The sequence below is a fragment of the Pseudarthrobacter sp. 01T43 genome (genome assembly GCF_056398665.1).
Map to the genome: position 1 here is coordinate 1 of NZ_JBFTPV010000033.1, position 14,889 is coordinate 14,889.

Genomic DNA, 14,889 nt, shown 5'->3' on the forward strand with positions numbered 1-14,889 from the left:
CGAACGTGGTGAACAGGAAATCGGAGTAGTACTTAATCGAGTGGTAGCTGGTCAGGACAACAGCGTCCAAATCCTTCTCCGCCATGATCCCGCGCAGCCCCGCCAGGCGCCGCTCAAACTCCGTATCGGAGAACGTCAGACTGACCTTCCCGCCGTTCTTCAAGACCTTGGTGCGCTCCAGTTCGGCGATGGACGAAGCATTCTCGGTGGTGATGGTCACAGATATTCCTTAGCTTTTTGATGGTGAATGTTCAGAGAATTGGTGATCGGTGGGGCTCAGGCCAGACGGGCCGGCTCCTGCTGGTGGGTCTTTTCCTCGCACGCATCGCCGTGCTCTGCCAGCACTGCTTCTTCTGCCAGGTCAAGGCGGATGCCCAACGGCACACCGGCCCTGATGCGCTTGCGGAATCGCGGGTAGCCGAGGGCAAAGTACAGGGCCGATGACGTTACGGTGCCGGCCAGCCAGGAGAGGTCGATGCCGCCCATGGCCGTGGCGATGGGGCCTTGCAGTGCGGGGATTCCGCCGTACATGAACATCCAGGTCATGAGGATGCCGGCGAAGAAGGCGATGAACGCCGAGGGGTTGACGGCCTTCAGTGCCGTCTTCTTCGAGTCAAGGAACAGGTAGGAGAAGTCCTTGTGGTGCCGCTCGAAGATGAAGTAGTGGACCGCCATGATGCCTCCCCAGGTGGCTACCCAGGCGACGATTGCGCCCAGCCAGGAGTCCAGGATCATGGCGAAGTCTTCGGCGAACATAAAGCCGATGACTGCGAACATTGACAGTATCCCGACCAGGATGGACAGCTTCCGCCGGGAGATCTTCACGTCCAGGGCCTGGAAGGCGACGCCAAAGGTGTAGAGGTTGATGATGTTTGTGGCGATCGGTCCGTGGATTACCAGCAGGATGACGGGGATGGCCAGGCTGCCGAAGTTGGAGACGATCAGTTCCCCGGGATCGGCCTGTCCGTTCTTCGTTGCCAGGCTGGCGCCGAGGATGCCGAGCCAGACGACAGGCAGGAACTGGCCGAGGACGCTGACAAGGAACAGCTTGCTCGGCTTGACCTTGCGGCTGACAAAGCGAGAGTAGTCGGGGGCGTAGGTAAACCAGCCGATGCCCCAGCCGATGCCGATGACGGTCATGATGCCGGACATCGCAGCGAGGCGCGGCATCCCCTCCAGGACGGCCCCGGCCGGTCCGGCGTAGCTCCAGTTGATGTCGAGCTGGGTCCACGCCACGATGGACATCCCCACCAGGACGAGGATGGTGGGCGGCATAGTGATGCGCTCAAACTTGGAAATGGCACGGTAGCCGCGGTAGCAAATAGCTACCTGGATGGTCATGATGACTGCGGCGACGATGATGCGGACCATGATGTTGCGTTCGTTGGGATCAACCCAGCCAATCATGCCGAACAGAGCCAGAATGAGGTCCAGGATGACCCAGGTGTTCACGGCTGACCAGCCGATGGCGATGGTCGCCTGGATTGCGGCCGGAAGGTATGCACCGCGACGGCCAAAGGCGCCGCGTGCCAGCAGCATACCGGTAGCGCCGGTGCGCTGGCCGAGGATAACGAAGAAACCAAATCCCGCCATGCCAATCAGGTTTCCGAGGATCAGAACCAGCAGGGTGTCGCCCAGCCCGAGCCCGAGCTGGATGCCCAGGGCCCCGAGGATCCAGTTGATGGGGGCGACGTTGGCGCCGGCCCAGATCCAAAACTGACCGGAAAGCTTGGTGGTGCGCGCGGACTCCGGGATGGGCTGGAGGACGTCTTCCACCTCGATGGTGGCCCCTTCGGGCGACGGTTGCTTAGCTTGGCTCATGCTGATCTCGATTCACTTCGTTGTGATGCATAACGGGAGATGAATCAAGTTTATTTGTGATGCGAGCCACAACCTAGAGTCACTATGATTACACTTACTCACTATGGAGCGACAAAACGTCGCGTCAAATAGCGGAGGGCTCCATGATCACCCTTTCTGAAGTGCTCAGTTCCCAACCCCTGTCAGCCGGTGATCCGCTTTTGCGCACCGATGTGCCGGGAACCCTGGAGCGCGTTGTGCGGTGGGTTCACTCCAGCGAAGTTCTGGAGATTGCGCCGCTTCTGCGCGGCGGGGAGCTGCTGCTCTCCGGCGGCGAAGCCTTGCTGGCCCTGCCCGCAAAGAAGCAGGAGGACTACGTCCGCAGCCTCTCGGGCAGGCATATCGCGGCCCTTGCCCTGCAGACAGCCGGCCACGCAATCCCGTTGTCGCATCGGCTCATCGCCGCGGCCAACGAGTACGGCCTGCCACTCATCGAACTTCGCGCCGTGGTGCCCTTTGTTGACGTTGCCGAGGCCGTGAACCGCTTGGTGGTCAATGAGCAGGCGGCAGCCCACCTGGTGGTCGACGACGCGTCCCGCCGGATTGCGCGCCAGATCACCGACAGGGGCCCCCATCTGCCGACCATCCTCGAGATGCTTGCCACGACGCTGGAGGCGGAGGTCTCGCTGATGGCCCCCGACGGTCTGGTCCTCGGCCACGCCGGCAGCGCCGTCGACGAAGGTTCCAAGGCCATGGCCGGCATTGTGGTGGGAGGTCAGCTGGCCGCCCAGCTGACGCTCCGCTCCCCGTCCCCTGATCCGTTCCTGCTTGAGCTTGCAGCCGACCGGCTGTCCGGCATCCTGGCCTTGGCGCTCGCCCAGGCCTTTCGTCCGACGCCCGCGCAGGTGGCCGATGCACGCTTGCTCGAAGCAGTAATCGAGGGCGCGGACGCGGCAACCATGGGGCAACTGTGGCGGCTTGCCGGTCTGCAGCCAGGGCAGCCGGCAGTGGTGGCTGTCTTCCGGACGGAAGGCACCGGTGCCAACCTCTCCGCCGTCGAACGTTCCCTTCAGGTGGGCGGAGCGACTGTGAAGGCCCATTCCTGGGACGGTGAGCGCGCCGTGCTGCTCGCGCTTCCACAGGCAGATGCCCGCTCGTCGCGGGACGCGCTGCTCCGTGCGGCGCGGGACGCCTTGGCTGGATCCGACACCTTTGCCGCCTTCGGGCCAACCGTGGGCGACGGCATCCGCGCCCACGACTCGTATGTCGAAGCTCAAAAGATCATCCGGCTTGGCATGCCGGCCGCAGGCGAGGTTCTTGATGCCATCGACTTCCTGGGCCGGCGGATCCTGGACGCCGTGCCGGACCCCGCCTTTCTGGACTCCTACGTGGAGTCAAGCCTGGGGGATGTGCTCGACTACGATGCGAAACACGGCACCGCCTTGCTGACCACCCTGCGGTGCTGGCTCGATACAGGGTGCAACACGACGGCCTCGGCCGTCGTGTTGAACGTTGAACGCCAGACGATGCACAAGCGGCTGAGCAAGATAAACGCCCTGCTCGGCGGGGACCCGCGCACTTCCGGCCGGCTGCTTGCCATCCACATCGCGGCGGCCGCAGCGGCAAGCGCAGCGCCCGCTCCGCAAACACGCCGGCGGACGGTCTAGGTGAATTAACCAGAGATGTTGGTGACGTGGCTTGCCGGTGGCGCGGCAGCCAGAGCCTTCAGCGGCCGTGAATGAGGCTGAGTGCCTCTGCGCGAGCGGCAGGCAGGCGGAGTTCACCTCTGACGGCGGAGGTGATGGTCTTGGCCCCGGGCTTTCGGACACCGCGCATGGACATGCAGAGATGCTCGCACTCCACAACGACGATGGCCCCGAGAGGCCGCAACGAGCTGACCAGCGCGTCCACCACCTGAGTAGTCAGGCGTTCCTGAACCTGCGGCCTGCGTGCGTAGACATCCACCAGCCGGGCCAGCTTGCTGAGGCCGGTGACAAGCCCCTCTGCGGACGGGATGTACCCCACATGAGCTACGCCATGGAACGGCACCAGGTGATGCTCGCACGTGGAATAGAAGGGGATGTCCTTGACGATGACCATTTCTCCATGCCCCAGGTCAAATGTCTTATCAAGCACCGCGAGGGGGTCCTCGTGGAGTCCGCCGAATACCTCCATGGCTGCGCGGGCTACCCGGGAAGGGGTATCGACGAGTCCCGGCCTGTCAGGGTCCTCCCCAATGGCCAGCAGGTATTCGCGGACGGCCTTCTCAACCCGGGGCCCATCCACTACCGCCGGCATGCCGACGGCCCTGGGTGTGCCGACAGTCACCTTTGACTCGTCGCCGTTGTATTGGAGGGCTTTCATAGCCATATGATCTTTCCTTCGCTTTTGGCGGGGAATCGCGGAGCTTGCCATCGCTTTTGAGCCCGGAACTCGCATGATTCCGAGCCCGAAACCCAGTGCCGCAAGCCGCCCGTCTGCCTGGAAAATTTTCATTCTCAGGTATTGATATATCAGTTGTAGGAATACTATGTATCTAGAGTCTTCCAGTCAAGGCTCAATGGCCGATCGGAAGGGCACTTGGACGTGGCAAACAAAAACGGCTTGTCTCTGGAAACGGAAGCACCTGAATTGCCGGTGCGGCAGGAAGATGAATCTTTCGCCGACTACGCGTACAGGGTCCTTTGCGATGAGTTGATCGTCTTGGACATCAAACCAGGTGAGCCCCTCAACGATGAGGCGATTTCCAAGCGCCTGGGTGTTGGCAGGACGCCGATCCGCGAAGCTATGAAGCGACTGGAGGGCGACCATCTGGTGGTGGCTTACCCCCGACGAGGGACGTTCGCCGCGGGCGTCGATATCACGGATTTGGCTGAAATCTCGGAAATCCGCCAGCTTCTGGAGCCCGCCGCTGCAGCACGGGCAGCCCGGATGGCATCACCCGGGCTCCGTCAGGAAGTTAGGGAATTCGCCGAGGAAGTTGCCCAACTCCTGCCGGGCATGCAATCGCAACGAGACCTTATGCGCCTGGATATGCGAGTTCATCGGATGATCTACCGCGCCACAGGAAGCCGGCACCTTGAGGACGTCCTGATCCGATATGACAACCTTGCTACGCGTATTTGGAGCATGGTGTTGCAGAAGCTGCCGCCGGTTTCGGAGCATATTGCCCAGCACATCGAGTTGCTCAAGTGCATCGCGGATGGCGACTCCGAATCAGCAGCGCGATTGACCGCCCGCCACGTCACCGACTTCGAGAACCTCATCCGCGCTGTCCTGTAGCTGGCCACAGCCTGAATGATGATTTCAGCCCGGGAAGACGGTACCCAGAACTCCCCGGATGGCCTCGGCTTTAGTGCGAATCTCCGCGAGCTCGTCGTCCGCGGCGGAATCGGCCGTGATGGCCCCGCCGATGCCTGCGGAGAGCCGCTGGCTGCCGGCGGGAGAAGTCTGGAATACGGCGCTGCGAATAGGGCCCGCGGGCCTGGGACTCAAGTCCGTCCAAAATGTCCATGCTGCTGATCTTGGGCCCCCGTCATCGATCCCGGCGGATAGGCTGCTGCCACGAGGACGGCCCCCGACCGTTCGCTGGCAATCGTGGCCTCGATGGTGCTCACTAGCTGGTAGGTCCCGGCGTAACTCTCCAGGTCGCAAAGCCGGGTCACCGTAACTGTGCCCGGTTCGGCATGACGTGAGAGGTCATTTCGCATCAGGTCGAAACTCCCACGGATCTATGCCCTTGTGGAGGTTGCTGAAGATCTGCGTCGTGAGACAGACCTCGTAGGAATTTCCCTGCGTGATTTCGTCCTGGGCCGCAGCGACCTTGCGCAGGTAGGAGCCGGCGGTGTCAGCTGCGCCAGACTGTACGGCCGGCAACCCGTTGCTGGGGGCCTGACATCGGCAGGCAGGCTCCCGATCCGGAGGGCGGCGTTTCTGCACCATTGCCGGCCTTCCGCGCCGGCCTCCGCCAGAAGGTACACGCACCGCGCCTCATGGTCGAACACCACGGCCCTGCTGCAGCGGATCAGTGAGGCATCCGGCAGCGGTGATTCCAATGCACTCCCACCACACTCGCGCTTGAGCTCGTAGCCCAGGTAGCCAAGCCAGCCGAGGGCCAAATTCAGCCCGAGCGGAAGAGCCTGATCCGTTGCGGACCGCTACACCAATTCCGGTCCAGCCAGCTGAAGAAGGGACCCGGAATTCGGGTGCTTACCAGCCTTGATTCCACGGTGGTCACACCGTTCACATGTTGTGCCCTCATTCCCCGGCTGCCGGAATCGTCAGCCATGATGCTGGAGCGGTTACGTACTGCCACGGCATCCGTTGCCGGGAGTTGCCTGGACCTGTCACCAAAACAACATCCGGGCATCTGCCGGGCGGTTCTGCGGGGTGGCAGTTGTGCCCGCGATGGATCATCCGGCGGCTCCCGGGACCAAAGCACGCGACTGTTCCCGCGCGGCTTCGGTTGTGTGCAGAAGTAGCAGTGATGTGGTGACGGAGCCCACGCCACCCGGGACCGGAGTCATCGCCGCGGCGATGCCCCGCACGCTGGCCTCGTCGACATCACCCACGAGGGATCCATCAGGAAGAACGTTGGTGCCGACGTCAATCACCACGGACTCGGACGAGACATGGTCGCCGTTCAGCAGACCGGTACGCCCGGCTGCCACGACCACGACGTCGGCGGCCCTGGTGTATTTCTCCAACGGACCTGACCGGGAGTGGCAGACCGTGACCGCGGCGTCGCGCTCCAGCAGCAGCAGGGACAACGGCTTTCCCACGACGGCGGAACGGCCAATGACGACCACATTCCGGCCTGCCAGCGGGATGTCGTAGTGGTTCAGGATCTCGATGACGGCGCGAGCCGTGGCAGGTGCGAACGAGGGCTGGCCAACGGCCATGCGGCCAAGGCTCAAAGGGTTCGCGCCATCGACGTCCTTCTCGGGCGCGATATGCCCCACCAGCTCATCCGTTCCCACGCCTGGAGGCAGGGGCGTCTGGAGGATGATGCCATGAACGGATGGATCCTCGCTGAGGTCCTTCAGGACTGAGGCCAGGGCCTGTCCGGTGGCATCGGGGCCAAGGTCCACGATCCGGCAACTGATGGCGGCGCTTTCTGCGGCCCGTTCGATGGACCGGACATACCAGTGGGTGGAGCCGTCATCGGTGGCCACAACCACGGCGAGTGTGGGGCAGAGCCCGTCGGCTTCGAGCTCCCGGGCCTCGTGGTGCGCCCGCTGCTGAATGGTCTTTGCCAGCGCTTTTCCGGAGAGGAGTTTGGCGCTCATGCGAGGATCCTTTCGCGTACGCGCACCACAAGGGAGTCTGCTGCGAGCAGGACCTTTTCCTCGAGGCCGTCAGTCTGTTCAGCCAGCCGAGAACGCGCCGCGGCGTCTTTGATGGCCACCACGTTAATGTCGATGTTCACCCGGGCGGTGCTTGCGGCTGCGCGGGCAGCATCGGCGGCAGCAGCGATGTCGCTGATCACATTGGCGTTCGCGACCTCGAAAAGTTCCGTGGCAAGATCCACAATGACGCCGGCGAGCTTGATGAGCTGCGCGGGGGTTTGCGCGGCCACAATGAGCGCCTGCTGGATAGTTGCTGCCCGTGCGGCCTTAAGGTCGTCCGTTCCGGACGGCATCTTGTACGAGTCGATGACGCCTTGGAAGGCATGTTCGTCCGCGTCCGCCAGGCGCAGGGCTTCGACGACCAGTCCGTCGGCGGCGCTGATGATCCTTTGGACGAGTTCGGCATGCTGCTCGTATTTCAAGCCGGTGGTGTATCTGGCCACCATGGCGACGAGCGCCGCCCCCTGGGCGGCGTGGAGCGCGGCGGCCGCGCCGCCGCCTGGAGTGGGTTCCCGCGAGGCAAGCCTGGCGAGGTAATCGTTTATTTTCTCTGAACTGATCATGTGTCTTCCTGTGCTGAAGCTCTACTCGGCTGGCCTGGGGCATGGGACCGGCCATGGAAAAGCAGCGGCCCGGACTCTGGTTGCGAAAAAATGAGTCCGGGCCGCGTGCCCTTAAGCGGTCTGGCGGGTGGTTAGCCGCGGAGCCTGGACATCGTCGGGTCATACAGCGGATCTGCGGTGACGGTGGCCTGGATGCGCCGGCCGAAGTACTCGATCTCAACCGAGTCACCAATGGACACTGCGGCCGGGAGGTACGCGTAGGCGATCGGTTTGGCCACCGTGTAACCGTAGGCGGCACTGGTGACGTAGCCGACTGCCTGGTCCTTGTAGAAGACCGGTTCCTTGCCCAGGACGATGCTACGCCCGTCGTCGACCGTCAGGCAGCGAAGGCGGCGGGCGGAGTTTTCCTCGGTGCGGCCTTCCAGTGCTGCCTTTCCGACGAAGTTTTCCTTGGTCATCTTCACGGCGAAACCGAGTCCCGCTTCGAGAGGGTCGTGCTCGGTGGTCATGTCTGTGCCCCAGGAGCGGTAGCCCTTTTCCAGGCGCAGCGCGCCAAATGCTGCACGGCCTGCAGCTATGACACCGTGAGGCTGGCCAGCCTTCCACAGTGCGTCCCAGAGGCGCTGGCCGTTGTCCGCGCTGGTGTAGAGTTCCCAGCCCAGTTCGCCGACGTAGGACAGCCGCATTGCGGTGACGGTGACACCGCCGATGACAACCTTCTTTGCCCGGAAGTACTTGAGGCCGTCGTTGCTGAAATCGTCGCTGCTGGCGCCGCTGATGAGGTCACGGGCCAGCGGACCCCACAGGCCGATGCAGCAGGTGCCGCCGGTGGTGTCGCGTACCTGGACCCAGTCGCTGGCGGTGCCGTTTTCCGTCTGGTGGCGTGCTGCCCGCTCAAAGTAGGCAGTGTCGATGTTTCCATTGGCTCCGAGCTGGAAGGTGTCTTCGCTCAGGCGGGCCACGGTGATATCGCTTCGGATCCCGCCGGCGTGGTCCAGCAGGAGCGTGTAAGTGACGGCGCCCGGCTTCTTGGTCATGTCGGCGGTAGTCAGCTCCTGCAGCAGCCTCATGGCTCCGGGACCGGAGACCTCAAGACGCTTGAGGGGGGTCATGTCGTACATGGCCACCGCGGTGCGGGTCTTCCAGGCTTCGGCGGCGGCGATGGGCGAGCTGAACATCCCGGACCAGGCGTCACGTGCTGGCGGCTGCCATTCGTCGGGCATCTCCTTGAGCAGTTCGGCGTTGGCTTCGAACCAGTAGGGACGCTCCCAGCCGCCGCCCTCCAGGAAGTACCCGCCCAGCTGCTTGTGGCGKGCGTGGAACGGGCTSACGCGGAGGTTGCGGGGRGARAGCTTGGGCTGGAGCGGGTGCATAACATCGTAGATTTCCACGAAGTTCTGCTGTGACGTTTCGCTGACGTATTCGGGGGTCAGCTGGACCTCTTCGAAGCGGTGAATATCGCAATCACCCAGATCGATCTCCGACTTCCCGGTGGTCAGCAATTCAGCAACAGCGCGGGCGATGCCGGCCGAGTGGGTGACCCACACGGCTTCGGCGACGAAGAATCCGTCCAGCTCCTTGGACTCACCCACCAGGGATCCGCCGTCGGGGGTGAAGGAGAAGATGCCGTTGAAGCCGTCCTCGATTTCGCTTTCGCGCAGGGCCGGCAGTATCTGCTTGGTGGCCTCCCACGCCGGGAGGAAGTCCTCCAAGGTGAAATCGAGCCGGGAGGGCATGTTGTGGTCGCTGATGGTCTCGGGTGCGAACGTGCCGAGCTCGTCAAGGTCCACGGGCATGGGGCGGTGGGCGTAGGAACCGATGCCGTACCGTTCGCCGTGCTCGCGGTAGTAGAGGTCCTGATCCTGGTGCCGCAGGATGGGCAGGGAGGCGTCGTTGGGCAGTTCGTTCTTGCCCTTCTGTGCGGGCACTGGAGTGGTTTTGACGTACTGGTGGGCCAGCGGGAGGAGGGGGACGGACATGCCGATCATTTCGCCGATCTTGGCGCCCCAGAAGCCGGCGCAGGAGACCACGATATCGGCAGGGATGGTGCCCTCGGAGGTCTCGACACCGGTGACCCGGCGGCCGGACTGTTCGATGCCCGTCACCGTGGTGTTGCCCAGGTACTTGACGCCCGCGGCTTCCGTGCGCTTGATCAGCAGCTGGACTGCACGGGCAGCACGGGCCAGGCCGTCGCTGGGAACGTGGAGACCGCCAAGGATGTCTTCCTCGTTCAGGAGCGGGTAAAGCTCCTTGCACTCGGCGCGGGTAAGGATCTTGCCGTCGATACCCCACGCGGCGGCATAGCCGAGCTTCCGCTTCAGATCGGCGAGGCGTGTCTCGGTGGTCGCGATCTCGAGTCCGCCGACCTGGTTGAAGCAGCTAACGCCGTCCTCGGTCAGGGACAAAAGCTTCTCAACCGTGTACTTGGCGAAGAGCGCCATGGACTTTGAGGCGTTGGTCTGAAAGACAAGTCCGGGGGCGTGGGACGTGGAGCCTCCGGGCATGTTCAGCGGTCCCTGGTCCAGGACGGTGATGTTATTCCAACCCCGGGTGACCAGTTCATCGGCCAGGTTTGTGCCGACGATTCCAGCTCCGATAATGACAATGCTTGGCGTCGATGCCATGTAGTTTCTCCTGCTGATTTTCGGGTGTTGCCTTTGCTGGGTGGGTGGCGGTGCTTAGCGGAACACGACGGTGCTGGTTTGGTCCAGCAGCACCCGGTGTTCGCAGTGCCACCGCACGGCGCGGGAGAGTGCCAGTGCTTCGGCGTCCGCTCCGACTGTTGAAAGGGCATTCGGTCCGTAGCTGTGGTCTACCCGGATGACTTCCTGTTCGATGATTGGCCCCTCATCCAGTTCGGCGGTCACATAGTGGGCCGTTGCGCCCACCAGCTTGACCCCACGGTCGTAGGCCTGGTGGTAAGGGCGTGCACCCTTGAATCCCGGGAGGAAAGAGTGGTGGATGTTAATAGCCCGACCTTCCAGGGAGCGGCAGAGGTCGTCGGACAGTACCTGCATGTACCGGGCGAGCACAACGAGGTCGATGTTGTGCTCGTCCACCAGTTCCAGCAGGCGCCGCTCGGCGTCTGACTTTGTCTCAGGGGTTACCGGGAGATAGATGAAGGGGAGGCCGGCGGCCTCGGCCATGGCCCGGTGGGTTTCATGGTTGGAAACGATAAGGGCGATGTCGCCGCCGAGGCTTCCGCCGCGCCAGCGGAAGAGAAGGTCGTTCAGGCAGTGGCCGAACTTGGACACCATGACCAGGATGCGCTGCTTGGTCTGGTCGTGGAAGCTGAACTTCATCTCGAAGCGGTCCGCAATGGCGCTGAACTCCTCCTGGAGCCGCTCCGGCGTGAACTCGGGGGAACCCGAGAAGGCGGTACGCAGGTGCAGTGTCTGGCGGAGGCCGTCATCGAACTGCTGGTGCTCTTCGATGTTAAAGCCACGCTCAAAGAGAAAGGTCGTGACCGCCTGGACGATGCCGGCGCGTTCGACGCACGACAACGTGAGAACGAACTTCTGCGCCTGGTCTTTCACGTCGGCCTCCGACTGAGGCAGCGTGCTGGTAGATGAGTTTGTCGCCACAATGGTCATGTCTCCTCCTTGAGATATATTCTAAATTTCAGTACTGATATATTAGGACTGGCACTCAGCGTATACTGGTCAACGGGTGAGGTCAATAGCCTTTTTTGGCGCGAAGGAAAGGTTTGTTTGTATGGCTTTTGAAGCTCTGGCAACGGACAATGCCACAAAGAAATCGCTGGCAGATGTAGCCTACGAGCGCATCCGGGACCGGCTGTTAACACTGGAAATCAAGCCCGGAGACTTGCTCAATGACGACGCGATCGCCACTGACCTGGGTGTTGGGCGTACTCCCGTGCGTGAGGCCCTGAAGCGACTGGAACTCGATCGCCTGGTCGTTTCCTATTCGAGGAGGGGCACTTTTGCCACGCGCGTGGAAGTCACGGACCTCGCATATATTTCTGAAATCCGCTCGCAGCTTGAGCCGCTTGCTGCGTCCCGCGCCGCGCGGGTGGCCACTGAATCCGCCAGGGAGGAATTGCGGACCATCATGCGAGCCGTGGAGGCATTCGACGTTAACGCAGCGTCAGTCGTAGAAACCCTGCGGTTGGACGCCCGAGTGCACCAGGGCATCTATGCGGCCGCCAGCAACCCCCACCTCGAAGACATTCTCATCCGCTACGACAATCTCGCGTTGCGGATCTGGTGCATGGTCATTGACCGACTTCCCGACCTCTCCGGCCACGTGCACGAGCATCTGGACTTGCTCCGTGCCGTCATTGACGGGGACGAGGCAAAGGCCGCTGAGCTTGCGAAGGTCCACGTCAATGGCTTCGAGCACGCCGTCCGCGAAGCACTGTTCGCTACCTGATCCATTACCCCCGCACGACTTGGGCGGAGCAGGCCCCGCCGCGGCTACCCAAGCGTTCGGGGCGTGGGCCTGCGCCTCCCACTGGGGGCGGAAAAACCATTCGTGAAAATCTGTTGACACCCTTGGGGACCGCTTGCATACTTGATCTCAGAAACTAATATATCAACCCGATATTAGGTTTAGAGACTAGGAGACATGATGGTCGACGTTCTGACCCGCTCGCTCGCAGAGACTGATCCTGCGATCCACGCCGCACTGCAGCAGGAGCTCCTGCGTCAGCAGAGCACACTGGAAATGATCGCCTCGGAGAATTTTGCCCCCACGGCCGTTATGGAGGCACAGGGCTCTGTGCTGACCAATAAGTACGCCGAGGGCTACCCCGGAAAGCGCTACTACGGAGGCTGCGAGCACGTCGACGTGGTGGAGCAGTTGGCCATTGACCGCCTGAAGTCACTGTTCGGATCCGAATTCGCCAACGTCCAGCCCCACTCCGGCGCCCAGGCCAACGCAGCGGCGATGTTTGCACTCATCCAGCCCGGTGACACCATCCTTGGCCTGAACCTTGCCCACGGTGGCCACCTGACCCACGGCATGAAGATCAACTTCTCGGGGAAGCTGTACAAGGTGGTTCCCTATGGCGTGCGCGAGGACACCATGACGATCGACATGGCCGAAGTGGAGCGCCTCGCCGTTGAGAACAAGCCGCGTTTGATCGTCGCCGGCTGGTCCGCCTACTCCCGCCAGCTGGACTTCGCTGAATTCCGTCGAATCGCTGACTTGGTCGGCGCATACCTGATGGTGGACATGGCGCACTTCGCCGGCCTGGCTGCAGCAGGGCTGCACCCGAACCCGGTGCCGCACGCCCACATCGTCACGAGCACCACGCACAAGACACTTGGCGGCCCCCGCGGCGGTGTGATCCTGACTAACGACGCCGACATCGCCAAGAAGGTCAACTCCGCGGTTTTCCCCGGTCAGCAGGGCGGCCCCTTGGAGCATGTAATCGCGGCGAAGGCTGTCGCTTTCAAGCTCGCGGCGGAACCCGAATTCCGGGACCGGCAGGTACGCACCCTGGAAGGCGCCAGCATCATCGCCGAACGCCTGCTGGCGGCGGATGTTGCTGAAGCAGGCGTTTCTGTTGTCAGCGGGGGCACCGACGTTCACCTTGTCCTGGTGGACCTCCGCAATTCCGAGCTTGACGGACAGCAGGCCGAAGATGCCCTGCACCGCATCGGCATCACCGTCAACCGCAACGCCGTCCCCTTCGATCCCCGCCCGCCCATGGTGTCCTCCGGCCTCCGGATCGGCACCCCCGCCCTCGCCACCCGCGGGTTCGGCGCCACCGAATTCACCGAAGTTGCGGACATCATCGCGACGGCGCTCATCTCCGCGGCGGGCAACGGCACCACCGGCACGACGTCCCTGAGCGACAGCACCGCCATCGAACTCCGCGCCCGCGTCACGGCTCTCGCGGACAAGTTCCCCCTTTACCCCCACCTCGGCAGCGACACCGCCGTCGCCGCCTTCGAATCAGACCTGATTGGAGCAGCCCAGTGAGCACCCAGCAGCTTCCCGAGCACCCGGATTTCCTCTGGCGCAACCCGGAGCCCAAGTCCTCGTACGACGCCGTCATTGTTGGCGGCGGCGGGCACGGCCTGGCCACTGCCTACTTCCTGGCCAAGAACCACGGCATGACCAACATCGCCGTCCTGGAAAAGGGCTGGCTCGCCGGCGGCAACATGGCCCGGAACACCACCATCATCCGCTCCAACTACCTTTGGGACGAGAGCGCGGCCATTTACGAGCACGCCCTCAAGCTCTGGGAAATCCTGCCCGAGGAACTCGAATACGACTTCCTGTTCAGCCAGCGCGGCGTCATGAACCTCGCCCACACCCTGGGCGATGTCCGCGAAAGCATGCGACGTGTCGGAGCCAACCAGCTCAACGGTGTGGACGCCGAGTGGCTGGACCCCAAGCAGGTCAAGGAACTCTGCCCCATCCTGAACATCAGCGACAACATCCGCTACCCGGTCATGGGTGCGACCTACCAGCCCCGCGCCGGCATTGCCAAGCATGACCACGTAGCCTGGGCCTTCGCCCGCAAGTGCGACGAAATGGGCGTTGACATCATCCAGAACTGCGAAGTCACCGGCTTCGTCAAGGACGGTAACCGCGTGGTGGGCGTCAAGACCAACCGCGGCACCATCAACACCGAAAAGGTGGGCCTCGCCGCTGCCGGGCACAGCTCCGTGCTGGCCGAAATGGCGGGCTTCGAGCTTCCCATCCAGTCCCACCCGCTCCAGGCGTTGGTCTCTGAACTGCACGAGCCGGTCCACCCCACGGTGGTCATGTCCAACCACGTGCACGTCTACGTCTCCCAGGCCCACAAGGGCGAGCTGGTCATGGGCGCCGGCGTGGACTCCTACAACGGCTACGGCCAGCGCGGATCCTTCCACGTGATCGAGCACCAGATGGCCGCCGCCGTCGAACTCTTCCCCATCTTTGCCCGGGCCCACGTGCTCCGGACCTGGGGCGGCATCGTGGACACCACCCTGGACGCCTCCCCCATCGTGGGCAACACCCCGGTGGAGAACATGTTTGTGAACTGTGGCTGGGGCACCGGCGGCTTCAAGGCCACCCCCGCGGCCGGGCTCACGTTCGCGCACAACATCGCCACCGGCACGCCGCACCAGCTGAACAAGCCGTTCGCGCTGGAACGCTTCGAAACCGGAGCCCTCATCGACGAACACGGCGCCGCCGCCGTCGCCCACTAGCCGCCGTCCCCC

15 protein-coding genes are annotated in these 14,889 nt (G+C 63.1%); 5 read left to right on the forward strand and 10 right to left on the reverse strand.

All coding sequences use genetic code 11. The features are described 5' to 3' along the window. Both AC1DIM_RS18570 and AC1DIM_RS18575 read right to left on the reverse strand, forming a co-directional pair. Positions 1-220 (reverse strand): aminopeptidase P family N-terminal domain-containing protein (locus tag AC1DIM_RS18570; RefSeq protein ID WP_477711975.1); only part of this gene is annotated, 220 nt, incomplete at its 3' end. A gap of 56 nt (positions 221-276) precedes the next feature. Then, positions 277-1,821, reverse strand: a complete 1,545-nt coding sequence (locus AC1DIM_RS18575; RefSeq protein ID WP_477711976.1) for a purine-cytosine permease family protein — start codon at positions 1,819-1,821, stop codon at positions 277-279. Between the two features lie 143 nt (positions 1,822-1,964). Here AC1DIM_RS18575 and AC1DIM_RS18580 point away from each other — a divergent pair, with 143 nt between their 5' ends. Then, complete coding sequence (locus tag AC1DIM_RS18580; protein WP_477711977.1) at positions 1,965-3,467, forward strand: PucR family transcriptional regulator; 1,503 nt, start codon at positions 1,965-1,967, stop codon at positions 3,465-3,467. A 58-nt stretch (positions 3,468-3,525) separates the two neighbouring features. On the opposite strand, the gene folE is transcribed toward AC1DIM_RS18580, so the two are convergent. Beyond that, a complete protein-coding gene (folE, locus tag AC1DIM_RS18585; protein WP_477711999.1) occupies positions 3,526-4,098 on the reverse strand; it encodes a GTP cyclohydrolase I FolE in 573 nt (190 codons plus the stop codon). Between the two features lie 312 nt (positions 4,099-4,410). On the opposite strand from folE, the gene AC1DIM_RS18590 reads away from it, so the two are divergent. Further along, positions 4,411-5,082, forward strand: a complete 672-nt coding sequence (locus tag AC1DIM_RS18590) for a GntR family transcriptional regulator (protein ID WP_477712000.1) — start codon at positions 4,411-4,413, stop codon at positions 5,080-5,082. Between the two features lie 24 nt (positions 5,083-5,106). Here the strand turns inward: AC1DIM_RS18590 and AC1DIM_RS18595 are convergent, their stop codons facing one another. From AC1DIM_RS18595 to purU, 7 genes are all read right to left on the reverse strand, one after another. Next, on the reverse strand, positions 5,107-5,295 hold the full coding sequence (locus AC1DIM_RS18595) for a hypothetical protein (RefSeq protein ID WP_477711978.1): 189 nt from the start codon (positions 5,293-5,295) through the stop codon (positions 5,107-5,109). After that, a complete protein-coding gene (locus AC1DIM_RS18600) occupies positions 5,292-5,510 on the reverse strand; it encodes a chorismate-binding protein (protein WP_477711979.1) in 219 nt (72 codons plus the stop codon). The genes AC1DIM_RS18595 and AC1DIM_RS18600 overlap by 4 nt, the downstream gene beginning before the upstream one ends. Positions 5,511-5,531: 21 nt before the next feature. Continuing rightward, on the reverse strand, positions 5,532-5,918 hold the full coding sequence (locus AC1DIM_RS18605; protein WP_477711980.1) for a hypothetical protein: 387 nt from the start codon (positions 5,916-5,918) through the stop codon (positions 5,532-5,534). Positions 5,919-6,212: 294 nt separating this feature from the next. Next, on the reverse strand, positions 6,213-7,088 hold the full coding sequence (locus tag AC1DIM_RS18610; protein WP_477711981.1) for a bifunctional 5,10-methylenetetrahydrofolate dehydrogenase/5,10-methenyltetrahydrofolate cyclohydrolase: 876 nt from the start codon (positions 7,086-7,088) through the stop codon (positions 6,213-6,215). After that, positions 7,085-7,711 carry a cyclodeaminase/cyclohydrolase family protein gene (locus tag AC1DIM_RS18615; protein ID WP_477711982.1) on the reverse strand — a complete coding sequence of 209 codons (627 nt, stop codon included), beginning with the start codon at positions 7,709-7,711 and terminating at the stop codon, positions 7,085-7,087. The genes AC1DIM_RS18610 and AC1DIM_RS18615 overlap by 4 nt, the downstream gene beginning before the upstream one ends. A gap of 131 nt (positions 7,712-7,842) precedes the next feature. Further along, positions 7,843-10,335: a GcvT family protein gene (locus AC1DIM_RS18620; RefSeq protein ID WP_477711983.1), complete on the reverse strand. Its 2,493-nt coding sequence runs from the start codon at positions 10,333-10,335 to the stop codon at positions 7,843-7,845. Between the two features lie 54 nt (positions 10,336-10,389). Next, positions 10,390-11,304 (reverse strand): formyltetrahydrofolate deformylase, encoded by a 915-nt coding sequence (gene purU, locus AC1DIM_RS18625; protein ID WP_477711984.1) that lies wholly within the window; start codon positions 11,302-11,304, stop codon positions 10,390-10,392. Positions 11,305-11,425: 121 nt separating this feature from the next. On the opposite strand from purU, the gene AC1DIM_RS18630 reads away from it, so the two are divergent. The 3 genes from AC1DIM_RS18630 to AC1DIM_RS18640 all read left to right on the forward strand — a co-directional run bounded on the left by AC1DIM_RS18630 (position 11,426) and on the right by AC1DIM_RS18640 (position 14,877). Next, positions 11,426-12,103, forward strand: a complete 678-nt coding sequence (locus AC1DIM_RS18630; protein ID WP_477711985.1) for a GntR family transcriptional regulator — start codon at positions 11,426-11,428, stop codon at positions 12,101-12,103. A gap of 198 nt (positions 12,104-12,301) precedes the next feature. Then, a complete protein-coding gene (gene glyA / locus AC1DIM_RS18635; RefSeq protein ID WP_477712001.1) occupies positions 12,302-13,660 on the forward strand; it encodes a serine hydroxymethyltransferase in 1,359 nt (452 codons plus the stop codon). Next, on the forward strand, positions 13,657-14,877 hold the full coding sequence (locus AC1DIM_RS18640) for a sarcosine oxidase subunit beta family protein (protein ID WP_477711986.1): 1,221 nt from the start codon (positions 13,657-13,659) through the stop codon (positions 14,875-14,877). Before glyA ends, AC1DIM_RS18640 begins: the two co-directional genes overlap by 4 nt. Positions 14,878-14,889 lie beyond the last annotated feature (12 nt).

Excerpts from the sequence above, each read along its gene's own strand:
- AC1DIM_RS18575 (WP_477711976.1), bottom strand. The coding sequence starts at position 1,821 with ATGAGCCAAGCTAAGCAACCGTCGCCCGAAGGGGCCACCATCGAGGTG.
- AC1DIM_RS18580 (WP_477711977.1), top strand. The coding sequence starts at position 1,965 with ATGATCACCCTTTCTGAAGTGCTCAGTTCCCAACCCCTGTCAGCCGGT.
- folE (WP_477711999.1), bottom strand. The coding sequence starts at position 4,098 with ATGCCGGCGGTAGTGGATGGGCCCCGGGTTGAGAAGGCCGTCCGCGAA.
- AC1DIM_RS18600 (WP_477711979.1), bottom strand. The coding sequence starts at position 5,510 with ATGCGAAATGACCTCTCACGTCATGCCGAACCGGGCACAGTTACGGTG.
- AC1DIM_RS18610 (WP_477711981.1), bottom strand. The coding sequence starts at position 7,088 with ATGAGCGCCAAACTCCTCTCCGGAAAAGCGCTGGCAAAGACCATTCAG.
- AC1DIM_RS18615 (WP_477711982.1), bottom strand. The coding sequence starts at position 7,711 with ATGATCAGTTCAGAGAAAATAAACGATTACCTCGCCAGGCTTGCCTCG.
- purU (WP_477711984.1), bottom strand. The coding sequence starts at position 11,304 with ATGACCATTGTGGCGACAAACTCATCTACCAGCACGCTGCCTCAGTCG.
- AC1DIM_RS18630 (WP_477711985.1), top strand. The coding sequence starts at position 11,426 with ATGGCTTTTGAAGCTCTGGCAACGGACAATGCCACAAAGAAATCGCTG.
- glyA (WP_477712001.1), top strand. The coding sequence starts at position 12,302 with ATGGTCGACGTTCTGACCCGCTCGCTCGCAGAGACTGATCCTGCGATC.